This is a genomic window from Salmonella sp. SAL04157, from assembly GCF_046551635.1.
Taxonomy (GTDB): domain Bacteria; phylum Pseudomonadota; class Gammaproteobacteria; order Enterobacterales; family Enterobacteriaceae; genus Salmonella; species Salmonella enterica.
On record NZ_JBGDVS010000005.1, the window covers coordinates 156947 to 173256 of the forward strand.

Sequence of the window (16310 nt, forward strand, 5' to 3'; positions counted from 1 at the left end):
AATTTCTTATGTTTGGTTTATATTAGGTCGGCGCAACGTTGAGTTGCAGGCCGAGGATTAAGGTGATGATGTTTAATTCAGGTTAGCTGCGTGTGGCCTTTTTCATCATATTAATACCATCACGTAATATATTTATGCGGTGATTAATATCGGCGCTGGCATTGATTTCCAACAATTTAATGCCGGTAAACAGCAACAGTTCGGGAGCTGCGGCGGTAATGAGTTCTTTAACATGTTTCTCCGTCATCAGGCTTTGTGGACAGAAAGGTACAAACGGAGCATGGAGGTCCTGCCATTCGCCGTATTCTCCATCCAGCGTTGTACCGGAGAACATCAGCGCCCCGAGTTTTCCAGCCTGTTTGGCCTGCTGCGTGTGGATCAGCGGTAGAGAGGTATCCCGCCCTTCAATAGCCGAGCGCGCCCAGTTAATGCAGACGCTTATGTCATAGTCGGCAATAGTTTCCAGTACGTTTACTAACGGTAAGAATCCTTTGCGCGGTGCGGGGCCGGTCATCGCGTCGCAGTGTTCAAGCACCAGGTCGCAGGACCAGTCCCAGTTGGCAATCTCTTTTAATGAGCGCGCAAAGGCGTCGGTTGCCTGCGCCACGTTCGGATTGCCCGCCAGTGGGGCGGCATGAAGCTCAAGGGCTATGACTTTGCCGGGGGTTTTCGCATTGAGTTTATTTATCTTCTGATAAAGATGACGGTAGTATTCCACGCAGGCTTTACGCTGCTCCTCGTCACTGGACGCTAATCCAAAACCACCGTTTTCGCTACGGCGGCGCATGGTTTCCATTATCGCGGTGACCACGATTTGCCAGTTTCCCGGTGTATGGCGCAATAACCACTCGTCGCCGAGCGGGTGAAGATGTTCAAGACAAGGCTGCTCCAGCCCCCGGATATCCGGAGTATCAGAGAGTTGCCGCCAGAATTCCGTCTCTTCCTCTTCACTCTTTTGGTGAAATGAGGGTGCACAAGGGTACGCACCGATAATATAACCGGTATTATTTTTCATTTTGTGCTCCAGTAAACTCTATTTTATAAAACGTCTATGGCGACTTTTACGACTATTTTCCGTATCGGCGTAGCAATGTTTTTATTACAACCTGGACGATGAACATCCTGCGGGAAAAACAGGGCATAACTTCCCGGTATCATTTCAATGAATGATTCATGTTCACTGTCGTGATAAAAAATAATATCGCGCTGTTCTAATAATGACTCGCTGATTTGATTATTACCGGTATCAATGGCAACCCCAATTTTCTCTTCACCCCATGCCAGAAACTGAATATCCAGATAGCGGCGATGAACCTCCGGACGATTTTCAGCAGCATCGCGGGTGGTCATATCGATTATCTGCGCGAAGATATTTTGGCCGTCGATTTCCACTACGCCGGGTTCCAGCGTGCGAAAGTCCGTATTGCGCAGGAAATCGAGCGCCTGCTCTATGGCCGACGGTAACCGGCACGGATTAGGCTGCGCGATATGTCCAAAAATCATGATGTGGCTCCTTACAGCGCCTGAATTTTGGCCCAGACGCTGTCGTCAATGGTGATACCGTGACGGCGGTTGTCATCCAGCAATTTGGTAAATTCGTGGCCGGGCAGCCGAATCGCGACGTTGTCGTCAGCACGTTCAGCAGTGGTGATGAAATCCATAATCCGCTGCAGTTTGGCATCGCGGGTTGCGCCATCGATCAGCTTATCCACTTCTATGGCGATGAAGATCTGCGAAACGCCATACTCATCGCTGTTTTCCTGGGTCACTTCGGCAACGGAAGAACCGTTGGAAAGCAGGGTGGCAATCATGTCCAGCACAATCGACAGACCAGAGCCTTTCCAGTAACCCATTGGTAAAATGCGGCGATTTTTCTCGATAACGCCCGGTTCTTTGGTCAAATTACCTTCATCGTCAAATCCACCGTCAACAGGAAGCTCGCGGCCGGCCAGGCGGTTAACCTCCAGCATGCCGTAAGAGAACATCGACATCGACATATCTACCATAGTGATCGGCGTAGACGGGATGGCGACGATCAGCGGATTGGTACCGATACGGCACTCTTTCGCGCCCCATGGCGGCATGACGGCGATGGAGTTGGTCCAGCAAATGCCGATATAGCCTTTTTCCGCCGCCTGCCAGCCGTAGCTGCCGCCGCGCATCCAGTGGTTAGCATTACGTAACGCCACCAGGCCAATACCATGATCGGAAGCCAGCTCGATGGCCCGGTCCATCATCTTTTTCGCCGTCAGGTTGCCGATAGCGCGCTGAGCATCCCACTGTTCGATGGCGCCGAGGCTGGTAACCCGCTGCGGTTTAGCATCAGGAATAATGTCGCCGTTATCCAGTTGCTGGATGAAGCGGGGAAAGCGGTTCACGCCGTGGGAATAGACACCGGACTCGGTGGTGCGAGCGAACATTTCCGCGCAGGCGTCGGCGGTATCTTCCGCAATATTCCGCGACCGCAAGACGCGGTAGAAGGCCCCTTTTAACTCTTCGAAAGTTACTTTCATCCCTGTTCTCCTGGTCGATTGTTAGAAATTTTAGTATGTTTTTTTGTCGATAAATTTCATAATACGAAATGTAGTTCCAAATATATAGATCAAAAATTGACATGGCAACGCCAGAGAAGGTTTTTAAAAACGATTAAAATCATCGGGTTATGTTTTTTATGCTGATATCGTGAACTGCAACACACTTTGAGCTACCATCTGATCGCCCAAGAAAGGAGAGAGTTTTCTGATGAGCCAGAACAACGATAAAGAGAAGCCTGCGGGGAGTCAGAGCCTGTTTCGTGGCCTGATGTTGATAGAAATTTTGAGTAACTACCCGAACGGTTGCCCGCTGGCGCACCTGTCGGAGCTGGCGGGGTTGAACAAGAGTACCGTCCATCGTTTGTTGCAGGGGCTTCAATCCTGCGGATACGTGACGCCAGCGCCGGCGGCCGGGAGCTACCGTCTGACGACAAAGTTTATTGCCGTCGGCCAAAAAGCCCTGTCATCGCTGAATATCATCCACGTTGCGGCACCGCACCTTGAGGCGCTCAACCTGACCACCGGCGAGACGGTGAATTTTTCCAGCCGTGAAGATGATCACGCTATCCTGATTTATAAGCTGGAACCGACCACCGGTATGCTGCGCACGCGCGCCTACATTGGCCAGCATATGCCGCTGTACTGCTCGGCGATGGGGAAAATTTATATGGCGTTTGGTCAGCCGGATTATGTGGCGTCTTACTGGGAAAGCCATAAAGATCAGATCCAGCCGCTGACTCGCAACACCATTACCGATTTACCAGCAATGTACGATGAGCTGGCGCAAATTCGTGAAACCAGCATGGCAATGGATCGCGAAGAAAATGAACTGGGCGTTTCCTGTATTGCTGTGCCTGTGTTTGATATTCACCATCGAGTGCCTTACGCCATTTCTATTTCACTGTCGACGTCACGGCTAAAACAGATCGGCGAGAAAAATCTGCTCAAACCGTTGCGTGAAACCGCACAGGCTATCTCTAATGAGCTGGGATTTACCGTTCGCGAATAAGACAGCTCGCCAGGTTTTATCAGGCATCTGACAAAATTTGTCCGTTTGCGTAGTGGGATCAAAGCGGCGGGGAATGGCTCTCTGGCATTCTGGCGTTTTAACGCAGGGGGAGAACAATGAACCGGTTTATTATGGCGGATGCGTCGGCGTGTATCGGGTGTCGTACCTGCGAGGTCGCCTGCGTGGTGTCGCACCAGGAACAGCAGAATAGCGCGGCGGTGACGACGGCGGACTTTGTGCCGCGTATCCGGGTGATAAAAGAGGATAGCTTCACCACGGCCACGGTCTGCCATCAGTGTGAGGACGCGCCGTGCGCGAATGTCTGCCCGGTACAGGCGCTTCGACGTGATCGGGGGCATATCTTCGTGACGCCATCGCGCTGCATTGGTTGTAAAAGCTGTATGCTGGCTTGCCCGTTTGGCGCGATGACCGTGGTGGCGTCCACGTCAGGCGCGCAGGCGATTAAATGCGATCTTTGCTGGCATCGGGAAGCGGGGCCGGCGTGCGTGGAAGCCTGCCCGACCAGTGCGTTACAGTGCGTTGACGCAGCACACGTGCAGCGCCAGCGCCTCTATTCTCAACCTTTCTGAACGTCGTTCCGGCCTGCATGATGGCCGGAATAACCGTCAGCCTTCACGCCAGGCGCGTTCAATCTCTTCTGCCAGAATTTTTACGCCCGCCTCGATTTTATCCGGTTCAGGCACGTAGTTCATCCGCATACATTGGTGTGTGTGCGGCCAGGGTTTATCCAGTCCGGGAAAGAAATAGTGGCCCGGCACCATCAGCACGCCGCGCGCTTTCAAGCGTTGATAGAGTAGCTCGGTGGTAATCGGCAGATCTTTAAACCACAGCCACAAAAATATTGCGCCTTCCGGTTTATGAATCAGGCAGCGTTCTTCGGATAAATAGCGACGAATGATCGCGATAGTCTGTTGAACGCGCTGATAGTAGAAAGGTTTGATAACCGTTTCCGACAGCCGCAGCAGATCGTTACGCTTAATCATTTCGCACATCATCGCCGGACCCATGCCGCCGGGCGCAAGGCTGATGATGCCGTTCATGTTGGCAATGGCGGTAATCGTCTTATCATTGGCGATGATAATCCCGCAGCGGGAGCCGGGCAGCCCCAGCTTTGAGAGGCTCATGCATAGGATAATATTGGGGTTCCACAGCGGGCGCGCCTCGCTAAAGATAATGCCCGGAAACGGTACGCCATAAGCGTTATCAATCACCAGTGGGATGTTGTGCTGATTCGCCAGTCTGTCCAGCTTCATCAGCTCTTCGTCGGTGATAACGTTACCGGTTGGGTTGGTCGGGCGCGAGACGCAAATCATCCCCGTTTCTTCGCCGATGTGCAGATGCTCAAAATCGACGTGATACTTAAACTGGCCTTCCGGCAGCAGTTCAATATTCGGGCGCGCCGAAACGAAGAGGTCGTCTTCCAGACCGGAATCTGCATAGCCGATGTATTCCGGCGCAAGCGGGAATAGTACCTTTTTCGTACTGCCGTCGGCGCGACGTCCGGCGAAGAGATTAAATAAGTAGAAAAACGCGCTCTGACTGCCATTTGTCAGCGCAATATTCTGTGGTTCGATATCCCATCCCAGCGTTTCACGTAGCAGTACGGCCAGTGCATTCAGTAGCGCCGTTTTTCCCTGGGGACCGTCATAATTACAAAGCGCATCAGCGGCTTTGCCGCTTTCTACCATATCTGTCAGTAGCGTCTGGAAATAATCCTGCATTGCAGGGATGTGTGCCGGGTTACCGCCGCCAAGCATGATGGCGCCTGGCGTGCGTAAGCCGTCGTTGAGATCCTCCATCAGGCGGGTAATGCCTGAATGGCGGGTAAATTTATCGCCGAAAAGTGAAAATGTCATAACGGGTGATCTATCGAACTGTCTGTCAAAGTGGATAACCATAACGCTACAAATGGCGGGGCGCAAATGGGGGTCAGGCGGTAGTGTTGATGTTTTATGCTACAAATTTTTATCAGGTTAGTTTTTTATTTTGAAGGGGCTACCGGTACGCGAGGAGACCGGTAGCGCAACGATTAGCGGCGGCCCGCCCAGACGACCATCACCGTATCGTCGCCGTACTGGCGTACAAAACCGTACCCGTGTTTTAGCGTCAGCGTGGTTTGTTGGCCTGCGCCGATGGCGGGATGTCTGGCGCGGAACTGGCTAATACGCTGCCAGTGCGCGACGGCTGCGGCTGACTTTCCGCTCACGTCCTGCCAGTTCATATCTGAACGGGTGCCTTGCAGCGGGTCGGAACCGGTGGGGCCGAAGGGACGAGCGGATTCATCGCCGTAAAAGATCTGCACCGCGCCCGGTGAAAGCAGCAGCAGTTCCGCCGCCTTATCACCGCCCTCACGGAAAAGGCGCGTATCATGCGAGGAGAGGTAACTTAATACGTTGAAATCCTGCATTTTATCCGCCATCTGCTGCCAGACTGGCCCCATTTCCGCCAGGCAATCGACCGCTTTCGCCGCCTGCTCCTGATAATCAAAATTGATCATCGCGTCGAAACCATAGCGATAATAATCACTTTTCATGACGCCGTGGCCCCACGCTTCGCCAGTCATCCAGAACGGGCTATCATCCAGCGCTTTGTCCGGATTGGCCTGCTTCCATTCCTGTAACGCCGCGCTGGCCTGGGTTTTTAGCTGTTGCCAGGCAGGAAGCTCAACATTTTTGGCAGTATCGACCCGGAACCCGTCAATGCCGTAATCATGCACCCACTGGCTTAACCAGTGAGTCAGATAATCCCGTGGCGTATAGCCTTCAATGAACTTTGCTTTAGTACCGGGTTTGTTGGCATAGAACGCGGGTAGGCCGGAAGGCGTGGTAGATTCCGTTTTTATATCCGGCAGGAAGGCCAGCGACAGGGTTAAATCGTCAAATCCCGGACTGTCGTAGTCGCCAATATCGGTACGAATCCACTTTTTCCCCCACCATTTTTCCCAGGCGGCGCTGTCGCTGAAGTTGATGTAGTCGTTAAAGCTGTGCCAGCTTTGTCCGGCGGCGGGTCGCCAGTTTGTCCAGCGATCGCCGAGAATTTTTTGCCGTTCCGCGCCGGATAAATAGAGCGCGCCGAACTGATACTCCTGCATATCCGCCAGCGTGGCGTAACCGGCATGATTCATTACTACGTCAAATAAAATACGGATGCCGCGCTGGTGCGCGCCGTCGACCAGCGCGCGGAGATCGGCTTCGCTGCCCATATTGGCATCCAGCGTCGTCCAGTCCTGAGTGTAATAGCCGTGATAGGCGTAATGAGGAAAATCACCTTTTGTTCCGCCGCCGACCCAGCCGTGGATCTGTTCAAACGGCGAGCTTATCCACAAGGCGTTCACGCCTAATTGCTGTAGATAGTCCAGTTTACTCGTCAACCCGCGTAAATCGCCGCCGTGGAAAGTGCCAATCTCTTGCATACCATCCTTATGGCGACCATAGCTGTGGTCGTTGGTTGGATCGCCATTGCGAAAACGATCCGTAAGCACAAAATAAACGGTGGCGTTGCGCCAGTTAAAAGGCGCTGATGCATGGGTTTCCGCGCGTTCCAGCAATAAAAGCCCGTGGCTGTCGGCAGGTCGCAGCGTGATTTGCCCGTTTTGGACGGTATCGGTTTGACCACTGTAATAATCGCGCACTACTGTCCCTTCCGGAAAGGTTTGGCGAACATCCAGCGTGAGCGGCGAACCATCCCAGACGGGACACTGGTAGGTGAGCTGTGTGGTGCGTTCAGGTTCAGTTTTTATCGATAACAACAGGGTCGGCGTACCGGAGCGGGTATCTACCGTTATCGTATAGTCGCCATCTTTAAACAAACGCCATTGCGGCGGCGCGCCTTCGCAGGGTTTTAACGACAACATCTGGTTGAGTTTTATGGCGCCGGAGGGCTGCCAGCACTGCTGGTCAATATGGAGCGTTAACGCGCGTGTACCTTTTGTTAATGCAGCATGGCTGGTAAAGCGTCCGGTTTCCTGCGTCGAGAACGTCGGAAAACCGGGCGAGGTCCATGATGAGGCGATCGCGATACCGGGTATCAGCGTCAGAGCGAAGGCGGCAAGTTTCATCACGCTATCCTTTGTGGGCAATATTCATCAGCTTGCCTGGTTTTTAGGCGAATGAACTCCTCCCCCGCAGAGAGTCGCGCAGGAGGAGGCGCGAGGGTGAGCGACGAGGCGCAAAAAAACGCCTCTATTTGCGATAAGCGCCACATTTCATTGGCATTATTGCTGTCTGTTATCGTTAATAGTTGACATAGTTTCGGATTAAGACTATTCCCTGAGGTGCTTTTTAAGCCTATTTTTGCTAGAATTTGGGGTTCAAACCTTAACTTCGTGAAAAATAAAAGGTGTTGGAATGTATCAATCCGACCAGGAGACCTAATGATATTGACTCCCATGCGACGATATGGGGCAATGATTCTTATGTTACTCACCATCGCATTTTCGGGTGAGGTGCTGGCAAAGACGCACGCAACGCAAACGAGTCAAAAGTCCCACATAACCGAGAAAAGTTATAAACAGGTTAGCAGTAAACAAGAGTATTCTCGCAATAGTGCAAAGAGCAGTTCACTTCCTGATTTGCGAAAATACCCTTCCGGAACCCCCAGAAAAAAAGCGTTTCTCCGGACCGTTATGCCTTACATCACCAGCCAAAATGCCGCGATTACCGCGGACCGTAATTGGCTGATCTCAAAACAGTACCAGAACCGCTGGTCGCCGTCTGAACGCGCGCGTATGAAAGATATCGCGAAGCGCTATAAAGTGAGCTGGTCCGGCAACACGCGTCGTATTCCGTGGAATACGTTGCTGGAGCGCGTCGACATTATCCCAACCAGCATGGTGGCGACGATGGCGGCGGCGGAAAGCGGCTGGGGAACCTCTAAACTGGCGCGTAGCAACAATAACCTGTTCGGCATGAAGTGCACGAAAGGGCGTTGTACCAATACGCCGGGTAAGGTGAAAGGTTACTCGCAATTCGCGTCGGTTGAGGAGTCGGTGAGCGCGTATGTCGCCAATCTGAACACGCATCCGGCTTATTCTTCTTTCCGCAAGTCGCGCGCCCAACTGCGTAAGGCGGATCAGGAAGTCACCGCCACGGCGATGATTCATAAGCTGAAGGGTTACTCTACCCAAGGGTCGCGCTATAACAACTACTTGTTCGCGATGTACCAGGACAACCAGCGTCTGATCGCCGCGCATATGTAATTCTGTGTGCCGGATGGCGTTACGCTATCCGGCTTATAAGGCGTCTGTAGGCTGGATAAACTACAACAACGCTTCACTATGCTGGTCGCGATACTCCTTAGGCGTAGTGACGTACTCCTTTTTAAACACCGAATAGAAATATTGCAGTGACGGGTAGCCGCACATTTGCGAAATTTCGTTTATCGCCAACGTGGTAGAAATCAACAAACTACGCGCTTTTTCCAGCTTTTCGGCGTGGATCAGCGCATGTATCGTCTCGCCAACTTCTTCCTTAAAACGTTTTTCCAGGTTTGAACGTGAAATCCCAACCGCGTCCAGCACTTGCTCGACTTTAATGCCCTTACAGGCATGGTTACGAATAAAGTGCATCGCCTGGATAACCGCCGGATCGGTCAGGGAGCGATAGTCTGTCGAGCGGCGCGCAATGACGCGCACCGGCGGCACCAGAATGCGCTGTAACGGCATCTCTTCGCGCGCCAGCAAACGGTGCAGCAGCTTCGCCGCCTGATAGCCCATTTGCCGCGCCCCCTGCGCGACGGAGGAAAGCGCGACGCGCGACAGATAACGGGTTAACTCTTCGTTATCAATACCGATAACGCAAAGTTTTTCCGGCACCGGAATATGCAGGTGTTCGCAGGCCTGCAATACGTGACGGGCGCGGGCATCCGTTACGGCAATGATGCCGGTTTGCGGCGGCAGCGTCTGAAGCCAGTCGGCGAGGCGATTTTGCGCGTGCTGCCAGTTTTCCGGCGCGGTTTCCAGCCCCTGATAGACTACGCCGCGGTATTTTTCCTCGGCGACCAGCTGGCGAAAGGCGTATTCCCGTTCCGCCGCCCAATGTTTACGGCTGGAGTCGGGCAAACCGTAAAACGCGAAGCGGTTAACGCCTTTTTCTTTTAAGTGCAGGAAAGCGCTTTCAACGAGCGCATGATTATCGGTGGCGATGTAATGAACGGCGGGATAATTTTCAGCAAGATGGTAAGAACCGCCGACCCCGACAATGGGTACGTCGACATCGGCCAATAATTGCGCGATATCGTCATCATCGTAATCGGCAATAACGCCGTCGCCTAACCACTCTTTAATGTTATCGATACGGGCACGGAAATCTTCCTCAATAAATATATCCCATTCGGATTGCGAGGCTTGTAAATATTCACCCACCCCCTCCACTACCTGACGGTCATAGGCTTTATTCGCGTTAAATAACAGAGTGATGCGGTGACGTTTATCAAACATGAGGATATATCCTGCAAAAGTGAACCTGGACTCATGGATACTATCAAAACGGCTGACATAACGGTCTGGCGAATGATGACAAATTATTTTGCGCCTGAAACGTTATGCGAAATTCATCACAGCAAACGGCGGATGACAATTGTCATTTCTTATCTATATATTACGGTTTTTTGTTTATTTGCCAGGATTCGATCGCGATCGCTTTTTTCTTCTGTGGTTTTCAGCGTTTTTTTGAGAGCCAGAGCACATTTGGGGATTCTCTTAATAGCGGTGTGAAATAACGTAATTGAGCAATAAATCAGGAAATTCCAGTATGACGTTATGTCGTTTACTTGCCGTCTTATCTGATTATGGAGCTCACTATGCAGGCTTATTTTGACCAACTCGATCGTGTTCGCTATGAAGGCCCTCAATCGACTAACCCGCTGGCATTTCGTCATTACAATCCCGACGAGCTGGTTTTAGGTAAACGTATGGAAGATCACCTGCGTTTCGCGGCCTGTTACTGGCATACCTTCTGCTGGAACGGCGCGGATATGTTTGGTGTAGGCGCGTTTAATCGTCCGTGGCAGCAACCGGGCGAAGCGCTGGAGCTGGCGAAACGCAAAGCGGACGTGGCGTTTGAATTTTTCCACAAACTGAATGTGCCTTTTTATTGCTTCCATGACGTGGATGTGTCGCCGGAAGGCGCGTCGTTGAAAGAATATAAAAACAACTTCGCGCAGATGGTGGATGTGCTGGCGGCGAAACAGGAGCAGAGCGGCGTAAAACTGCTGTGGGGAACGGCGAACTGCTTTACCAACCCGCGCTATGGCGCAGGCGCCGCCACTAACCCGGACCCGGAGGTCTTTAGCTGGGCAGCGACGCAAGTGGTTACGGCAATGAACGCCACGCATAAACTGGGCGGCGAAAATTACGTCCTGTGGGGCGGGCGCGAAGGTTATGAAACGTTGCTGAATACCGATCTGCGCCAGGAACGCGAACAGATTGGCCGCTTTATGCAAATGGTGGTCGAGCACAAACATAAAATGGGTTTCCAGGGCACGCTGCTGATTGAACCGAAACCGCAGGAACCGACAAAACATCAGTATGATTATGACGTTGCAACGGTCTATGGCTTCCTCAAACAGTTCGGCCTGGAAAAAGAGATCAAAGTGAACATTGAGGCGAACCACGCCACGCTGGCGGGCCATTCGTTCCACCATGAAATCGCGACCGCTATCGCGCTGGGTATTTTTGGCTCCGTTGACGCCAACCGCGGCGATGCGCAACTGGGCTGGGATACCGATCAGTTCCCGATTAGCGTTGAAGAGAACGCGCTGGTGATGTACGAAATCCTGAAAGCGGGCGGATTCACGACGGGCGGTCTCAACTTCGACGCCAAAGTTCGTCGCCAGAGCACCGATAAATACGATCTGTTCTACGGTCATATCGGCGCGATGGATACGATGGCGTTGTCGCTGAAAATTGCCGCGCGTATGGTTGAAGATGGCGAGCTGGATAAACGCGTGGCGAAGCGCTATGCCGGCTGGAATGGCGAGCTGGGGCAGCAGATTCTGAAAGGACAACTCTCCTTAGGCGAACTGGCGCAGTATGCGGAGCAGCACAATCTGGCGCCAGTACATCAAAGCGGTCATCAGGAGCTGTTAGAAAATCTGGTTAACCGTTATCTGTTTGATAAATAACCCTATCTACCGGGCGACTCCGCGTTAGCCCGGCCTGTAGTCGTGATTAGCCCGGTAAGCGTAGCGCTGCCGGGCGCTTTCAGTAAAGGAACCCACACTATGTATATCGGGATCGATCTTGGTACATCGGGTGTAAAAGCTATCCTGTTGAATGAGCAGGGCGATGTGCTGGCTACGCATACTGAAAAACTGACCGTATCGCGTCCGCATCCCTTATGGTCGGAACAGGAACCAGAGCAGTGGTGGCAGGCGACGGATCGTGCGGTTAAAGGTTTAGGTCGGCAACAGTCGTTAAGTGGCGTCCGGGCGTTGGGCATCGCCGGACAAATGCATGGCGCGACATTGCTTGATAGCCGTCAGCAGGTCCTGCGACCAGCGATTTTATGGAATGACGGACGCTGTAGCGAAGAGTGCGCCTGGCTGGAAAAACAGGTGCCGCAGTCGCGTGCGATAACCGGTAATCTGATGATGCCCGGTTTTACCGCGCCCAAATTAGTCTGGGTGCAGCGCCACGAACCGGATATTTTCCGCCAGATAGACAAAGTTCTGCTGCCGAAAGATTTTCTGCGGCTGCGAATGACGGGCGTCTTTGCCAGCGATATGTCGGATGCGGCAGGAACGATGTGGCTGGACGTGAAAAAGCGCGACTGGAGCGACGTTATGCTCAACGCCTGTCATTTAACCCGACAGCAGATGCCAGCGTTATTTGAAGGTAGTGACATTACCGGAACGTTGCTGCCAGAGGTAGCCAGCGCATGGGGAATGCCAGCAGTACCTGTGGTGGCGGGCGGCGGCGACAATGCGGCTGGCGCGGTCGGCGTAGGAATGATCGATGCCGGACAGGCGATGCTCTCACTTGGAACATCGGGCGTCTATTTTGCCGTCAGCGACGGCTTTCTGAGTAAACCGGAGAGCGCAGTACACAGTTTTTGCCATGCGCTGCCGGAACGCTGGCATTTAATGTCTGTAATGTTGAGCGCCGCCTCTTGTCTGGACTGGGCGGCTAAACTCACCGGGCAGAAGAACGTCCCGACACTGATTGCCGCCGCGCAGCTGGCGGATGAGCATACCGATCCGATCTGGTTTTTGCCGTACCTGTCCGGCGAGCGCACGCCGCACAATAATCCGCAGGCAAAAGGCGTTTTCTTTGGTTTAACCCATCAGCATGGTCCGGCGGAACTGGCGCGGGCGGTACTGGAAGGCGTGGGATATGCTCTGGCGGATGGCATGGATGTGGTTCACGCCTGCGGCGTCAAACCCGCCAGCGTGACGCTTATCGGCGGCGGAGCGCGCAGCGAATACTGGCGTCAGATGCTATCTGATATTAGCGGGCTACAGCTTGATTATCGTACTGGCGGCGATGTGGGGCCAGCGCTGGGCGCGGCGCGTCTGGCGCAAATTGCGGTGAATAAACAGACTCCGCTCGCCGATGTATTGCCGCAGTTGCCGCTGGAGCAGGCGCATTATCCTGATGCGCAGCGTCATGCGGTTTATCAACAACGTCGTGAAACCTTCCGTCGACTCTATCAGCAGCTGTTGCCGTTGATGTCATAAGTCAGAATGCCTTTCGGTTTTGGCTGAAAGGCATTTCCCGTAAATATTAATTCTATTGAATTATATCGAAGTAAGTATGTGTGTTTTCTGATTTTTATATTATTGCTGAGCAGGCGCCTTTTTCATCGCTATTTCTTCGCTTAATGTGTCTCACACAACCACAAGGAGAGTGAGATGGACGATCACGTTGCACGCAGGAAACGGATATTCGGCCTGGGAATGTTAGTTGTCGGTGCAGTGGTATACCTGGTGGGACTGTGGCCAGGCTGTCATACATTAAGCGAAAAGGGATATTTTTTTGCGGCAATCGTCATGTGCGGTTTTCCAGTCTTAATTCGCCAGGAACACACGGGGAATGACCGCTTGCTTTCTCGTTGCAAATCTTTGCTGTTGCTTGGCATCGGCATGGTCGCGGTCGGCGTATTTAACCTGGCGCTGGCGGGCGCGCTGAAAATACTGTGTCTGGTGGCGCTGGGGGTCAGTATATATGGAACCGATCTTTACGCTTCCTACAGTGATGATGAATGATGGCCGGAGCCATCATTGTCGTTTAGCTAACCCATTTCCGTTTATCAATACGCTGTAACAGCATGGAAAGTAGCAGGCTTCCTGTCACCGTCGCGGCAAAAACCCACACGATGTCTAACGGCGGCCAACGTTTTAACTCCAGACCATTAGTACGTAGCGCATGGATAATCAGCGCGTGGAAACCATAAATACCCAACGAGTGGCGGGAGATAAGCCCCAGTCCAGGTAACGTCCGCGCATTCAGCTTATTTTTAACTACCGTGAACAGTGAGACAGCGCAAATAAACACCATGGGACCGCAATACAGATACCAGGTATCGGCAAAATTTCCGCGCCAGCGTAATTCATGCAATGTGCCGCGAGAAATAACAAATACCGCGATGATGAACAGGGCAGTGCAGATAAGCGTCAGCGATGACTTTTGCGTCTCCATCATTCCAATGGCGCGGCCCAGGATACCGTAGAGAATGTAGTAGAACGTGTCGCCGCTGATATACAGATTGATGGGCAACCATTCAACGCCGCCGATTTTTTGCGGCACAGTATTTGGGTTAGCAATAATACCAATGATCACTATCAGCATCAGGAGCATTTTGCCGCTCACGTTTTTTACCTGGATTAATGGCGATACCAGGTAGATCACCGTAATCGCAAAGAAAAACCACAGGTGGTAAAACACGGGTTTTTGCAGCGCATTTTTTAGCGAAAGCTCGACGTTGATCGAAGTAAAAAGTGAAATGTAAGCCAGGGCGACAACGCTGTAAAAGATAAGGCACAGGGCGATACGTAAAAAATGCCGCGGTTGCGCGCAGCGCTCGCCAAAAAAAAGATAGCCTGAAATCATAAAAAACAGGGGAACGCTAACGCGCGAAGCCGAATTCAGGACATTCGCAATATCCCAGTTTAGCGGGCTGACGCTGTGGGCGTTGGTGATGTACCACGTTGTAGTATGGATCATCACTACCATTAAACAGGCGATCCCTCGCAGGTTATCAATCCAGTTAATTTTAGGCTGCATCAGTTCCTCAGCTTCCGTTTCAATAGAGTTCCAGCGCGGTGGCTCACTGGAAAAATCTGACTTTCTACGCTACATCTTGTGATGGCGTAAGGAGATTCGCACAATGTGTCTGCTACCCACAAACCTTAATAATAAGACTGACCAGCAAACCAGACGGTAATAAAAATGATAATGAAGTATTTCTGTACTGTGATGATAGCCATCGCTCTGGTGGGATGCACAGCGACACCGCCACCGACGCAAAAAGCCCAGCAGAGTAAAGTGAGCCCAACACGCACGCTGGATATGGAAGCATTGTGTAAAGCCCAGGCGGCGCAGCGTTACAACACTGGCGCACAGAAAATTGCTGTTACCGGATTCGAGCAGTTTCAGGGGAGCTATGAGATGCGTGGTAATACCTTCCGTAAAGAGAGTTTTGTCTGCTCTTTTGATGCAGATGGGCAGTTTTTACATCTTTCTATGCGGTAAAAGCCGCGCCTGGTGAGGTGTGATGCCGCGAAATCCGGCAATTTTCGCTAAACAAACCGGTTTCATACTGTATATCTCGCATCCAGCGGGTATACTGGCTCCTTCCTTTAAATCCACACGTATCCAGCACGAAATAATATGCAAAAGTTTGATACCAGGACCTTCCAGGGCTTGATCCTGACCTTACAGGATTACTGGGCTCGCCAGGGCTGCACCATTGTTCAACCATTGGACATGGAAGTCGGCGCGGGAACTTCTCATCCAATGACCTGCCTGCGCGCGCTGGGGCCAGAGCCGATGGCGACTGCCTATGTGCAGCCTTCTCGTCGTCCGACCGATGGCCGCTACGGCGAAAACCCGAACCGCTTACAGCACTACTATCAGTTTCAGGTGGTGATTAAGCCATCTCCGGAGAATATTCAGGAGCTGTATCTCGGTTCTCTGAAAGAGCTGGGTATGGACCCGACCATTCACGATATCCGTTTCGTGGAAGATAACTGGGAGAACCCGACGCTGGGCGCCTGGGGACTCGGCTGGGAAGTGTGGCTGAATGGCATGGAAGTGACGCAGTTCACCTACTTCCAGCAGGTCGGCGGCCTGGAGTGCAAGCCGGTGACCGGTGAAATCACCTACGGTCTGGAACGTCTGGCGATGTATATCCAGGGCGTGGACAGCGTTTACGACCTGGTCTGGAGCGATGGCCCGCTGGGTAAAACCACCTACGGCGACGTGTTCCATCAGAACGAAGTGGAGCAGTCCACCTATAACTTTGAATACGCCGATGTGGATTTCTTATTCACCTGCTTCGAGCAGTATGAAAAAGAAGCCCAGCAGCTGCTGGCACTGGAAAACCCGCTGCCGCTGCCGGCCTACGAGCGTATTCTGAAAGCCGCCCATAGCTTCAACCTGCTGGATGCGCGTAAAGCTATCTCCGTCACCGAACGTCAGCGCTACATTTTGCGTATTCGCACCCTGACCAAAGCAGTGGCAGAGGCTTATTATGCTTCCCGTGAAGCCCTCGGCTTCCCGATGTGCAACAAAGACAAGTAAGAGGCGG

Annotated in this window: 15 protein-coding genes; 8 read left to right on the plus strand and 7 right to left on the minus strand. The window is 52.5% G+C overall.

Annotated features, from left to right (window positions below; all coding sequences use genetic code 11):
* Nucleotides 1–82: 82 nt before the first annotated feature.
* Genes ACLJRE_RS13125 through yiaK form a run of 3 tightly spaced genes read right to left on the minus strand, consistent with a single transcriptional unit; the run spans nucleotide 83 to nucleotide 2513 of the window.
* Nucleotides 83–1015, minus strand: a complete 933-nt coding sequence (locus ACLJRE_RS13125) for a DUF4862 family protein (RefSeq protein ID WP_023212605.1) — start codon at nucleotides 1013–1015, stop codon at nucleotides 83–85.
* Between the two features lie 23 nt (nucleotides 1016–1038).
* Nucleotides 1039–1503, minus strand: coding sequence for a YhcH/YjgK/YiaL family protein (locus ACLJRE_RS13130; RefSeq protein ID WP_000576104.1), 465 nt, complete (start codon nucleotides 1501–1503; stop codon nucleotides 1039–1041).
* 11 nt (nucleotides 1504–1514) lie between these two features.
* Nucleotides 1515–2513, minus strand: a complete 999-nt coding sequence (gene yiaK, locus ACLJRE_RS13135; protein ID WP_000869005.1) for a 3-dehydro-L-gulonate 2-dehydrogenase — start codon at nucleotides 2511–2513, stop codon at nucleotides 1515–1517.
* Between the two features lie 229 nt (nucleotides 2514–2742).
* Here yiaK and yiaJ point away from each other — a divergent pair, with 229 nt between their 5' ends.
* Nucleotides 2743–3543 carry an IclR family transcriptional regulator YiaJ gene (gene yiaJ / locus ACLJRE_RS13140; RefSeq protein ID WP_000081340.1) on the plus strand — a complete coding sequence of 267 codons (801 nt, stop codon included), beginning with the start codon at nucleotides 2743–2745 and terminating at the stop codon, nucleotides 3541–3543.
* Between the two features lie 116 nt (nucleotides 3544–3659).
* The gene (locus tag ACLJRE_RS13145; RefSeq protein ID WP_001078823.1) at nucleotides 3660–4133 is read left to right on the plus strand and encodes a 4Fe-4S dicluster domain-containing protein; all 474 of its coding nucleotides are present in this window, start codon (nucleotides 3660–3662) and stop codon (nucleotides 4131–4133) included.
* A gap of 36 nt (nucleotides 4134–4169) precedes the next feature.
* Here the strand turns inward: ACLJRE_RS13145 and avtA are convergent, their stop codons facing one another.
* A complete protein-coding gene (gene avtA / locus ACLJRE_RS13150; RefSeq protein WP_000144381.1) occupies nucleotides 4170–5420 on the minus strand; it encodes a valine--pyruvate transaminase in 1251 nt (416 codons plus the stop codon).
* A 173-nt stretch (nucleotides 5421–5593) separates the two neighbouring features.
* A complete protein-coding gene (locus ACLJRE_RS13155; RefSeq protein ID WP_023212604.1) occupies nucleotides 5594–7621 on the minus strand; it encodes an alpha-amylase in 2028 nt (675 codons plus the stop codon).
* 315 nt (nucleotides 7622–7936) lie between these two features.
* On the opposite strand from ACLJRE_RS13155, the gene ACLJRE_RS13160 reads away from it, so the two are divergent.
* Nucleotides 7937–8761, plus strand: coding sequence for a protein bax (locus ACLJRE_RS13160; protein WP_001562170.1), 825 nt, complete (start codon nucleotides 7937–7939; stop codon nucleotides 8759–8761).
* 60 nt (nucleotides 8762–8821) lie between these two features.
* Here ACLJRE_RS13160 and xylR read toward each other — a convergent pair whose 3' ends face one another.
* Nucleotides 8822–10000 carry a D-xylose utilization transcriptional activator XylR gene (gene xylR / locus ACLJRE_RS13165; RefSeq protein WP_000459824.1) on the minus strand — a complete coding sequence of 393 codons (1179 nt, stop codon included), beginning with the start codon at nucleotides 9998–10000 and terminating at the stop codon, nucleotides 8822–8824.
* 362 nt (nucleotides 10001–10362) lie between these two features.
* On the opposite strand from xylR, the gene xylA reads away from it, so the two are divergent.
* The 3 genes from xylA to ACLJRE_RS13180 all read left to right on the plus strand — a co-directional run bounded on the left by xylA (nucleotide 10363) and on the right by ACLJRE_RS13180 (nucleotide 13767).
* On the plus strand, nucleotides 10363–11685 hold the full coding sequence (gene xylA, locus ACLJRE_RS13170; protein WP_001149561.1) for a xylose isomerase: 1323 nt from the start codon (nucleotides 10363–10365) through the stop codon (nucleotides 11683–11685).
* Between the two features lie 99 nt (nucleotides 11686–11784).
* Entirely contained in the window at nucleotides 11785–13239 is a 1455-nt protein-coding gene (gene xylB, locus ACLJRE_RS13175) for a xylulokinase (RefSeq protein ID WP_000275322.1), read from the plus strand.
* Nucleotides 13240–13413: 174 nt separating this feature from the next.
* On the plus strand, nucleotides 13414–13767 hold the full coding sequence (locus tag ACLJRE_RS13180) for a YiaA/YiaB family protein (protein ID WP_000340932.1): 354 nt from the start codon (nucleotides 13414–13416) through the stop codon (nucleotides 13765–13767).
* 22 nt (nucleotides 13768–13789) lie between these two features.
* Here ACLJRE_RS13180 and ACLJRE_RS13185 read toward each other — a convergent pair whose 3' ends face one another.
* On the minus strand, nucleotides 13790–14785 hold the full coding sequence (locus ACLJRE_RS13185) for an acyltransferase (RefSeq protein ID WP_023212603.1): 996 nt from the start codon (nucleotides 14783–14785) through the stop codon (nucleotides 13790–13792).
* A 165-nt stretch (nucleotides 14786–14950) separates the two neighbouring features.
* On the opposite strand from ACLJRE_RS13185, the gene ACLJRE_RS13190 reads away from it, so the two are divergent.
* Complete coding sequence (locus ACLJRE_RS13190; RefSeq protein ID WP_000605592.1) at nucleotides 14951–15253, plus strand: YsaB family lipoprotein; 303 nt, start codon at nucleotides 14951–14953, stop codon at nucleotides 15251–15253.
* Nucleotides 15254–15391: 138 nt separating this feature from the next.
* The gene (glyQ, locus tag ACLJRE_RS13195) at nucleotides 15392–16303 is read left to right on the plus strand and encodes a glycine--tRNA ligase subunit alpha (protein ID WP_001168556.1); all 912 of its coding nucleotides are present in this window, start codon (nucleotides 15392–15394) and stop codon (nucleotides 16301–16303) included.
* Nucleotides 16304–16310: the final 7 nt, after the last annotated feature.

What these genes read in the sequence shown, in the direction of transcription:
- ACLJRE_RS13125 (WP_023212605.1), bottom strand. Translation starts at nt 1,015, where the DNA reads ATGAAAAATAATACCGGTTATATTATCGGTGCGTACCCTTGTGCACCC.
- ACLJRE_RS13130 (WP_000576104.1), bottom strand. Translation starts at nt 1,503, where the DNA reads ATGATTTTTGGACATATCGCGCAGCCTAATCCGTGCCGGTTACCGTCG.
- yiaK (WP_000869005.1), bottom strand. Translation starts at nt 2,513, where the DNA reads ATGAAAGTAACTTTCGAAGAGTTAAAAGGGGCCTTCTACCGCGTCTTG.
- yiaJ (WP_000081340.1), top strand. Translation starts at nt 2,743, where the DNA reads ATGAGCCAGAACAACGATAAAGAGAAGCCTGCGGGGAGTCAGAGCCTG.
- ACLJRE_RS13145 (WP_001078823.1), top strand. Translation starts at nt 3,660, where the DNA reads ATGAACCGGTTTATTATGGCGGATGCGTCGGCGTGTATCGGGTGTCGT.
- avtA (WP_000144381.1), bottom strand. Translation starts at nt 5,420, where the DNA reads ATGACATTTTCACTTTTCGGCGATAAATTTACCCGCCATTCAGGCATT.
- ACLJRE_RS13155 (WP_023212604.1), bottom strand. Translation starts at nt 7,621, where the DNA reads ATGAAACTTGCCGCCTTCGCTCTGACGCTGATACCCGGTATCGCGATC.
- ACLJRE_RS13160 (WP_001562170.1), top strand. Translation starts at nt 7,937, where the DNA reads ATGATATTGACTCCCATGCGACGATATGGGGCAATGATTCTTATGTTA.
- xylR (WP_000459824.1), bottom strand. Translation starts at nt 10,000, where the DNA reads ATGTTTGATAAACGTCACCGCATCACTCTGTTATTTAACGCGAATAAA.
- xylA (WP_001149561.1), top strand. Translation starts at nt 10,363, where the DNA reads ATGCAGGCTTATTTTGACCAACTCGATCGTGTTCGCTATGAAGGCCCT.
- xylB (WP_000275322.1), top strand. Translation starts at nt 11,785, where the DNA reads ATGTATATCGGGATCGATCTTGGTACATCGGGTGTAAAAGCTATCCTG.
- ACLJRE_RS13180 (WP_000340932.1), top strand. Translation starts at nt 13,414, where the DNA reads ATGGACGATCACGTTGCACGCAGGAAACGGATATTCGGCCTGGGAATG.
- ACLJRE_RS13185 (WP_023212603.1), bottom strand. Translation starts at nt 14,785, where the DNA reads ATGCAGCCTAAAATTAACTGGATTGATAACCTGCGAGGGATCGCCTGT.
- ACLJRE_RS13190 (WP_000605592.1), top strand. Translation starts at nt 14,951, where the DNA reads ATGATAATGAAGTATTTCTGTACTGTGATGATAGCCATCGCTCTGGTG.
- glyQ (WP_001168556.1), top strand. Translation starts at nt 15,392, where the DNA reads ATGCAAAAGTTTGATACCAGGACCTTCCAGGGCTTGATCCTGACCTTA.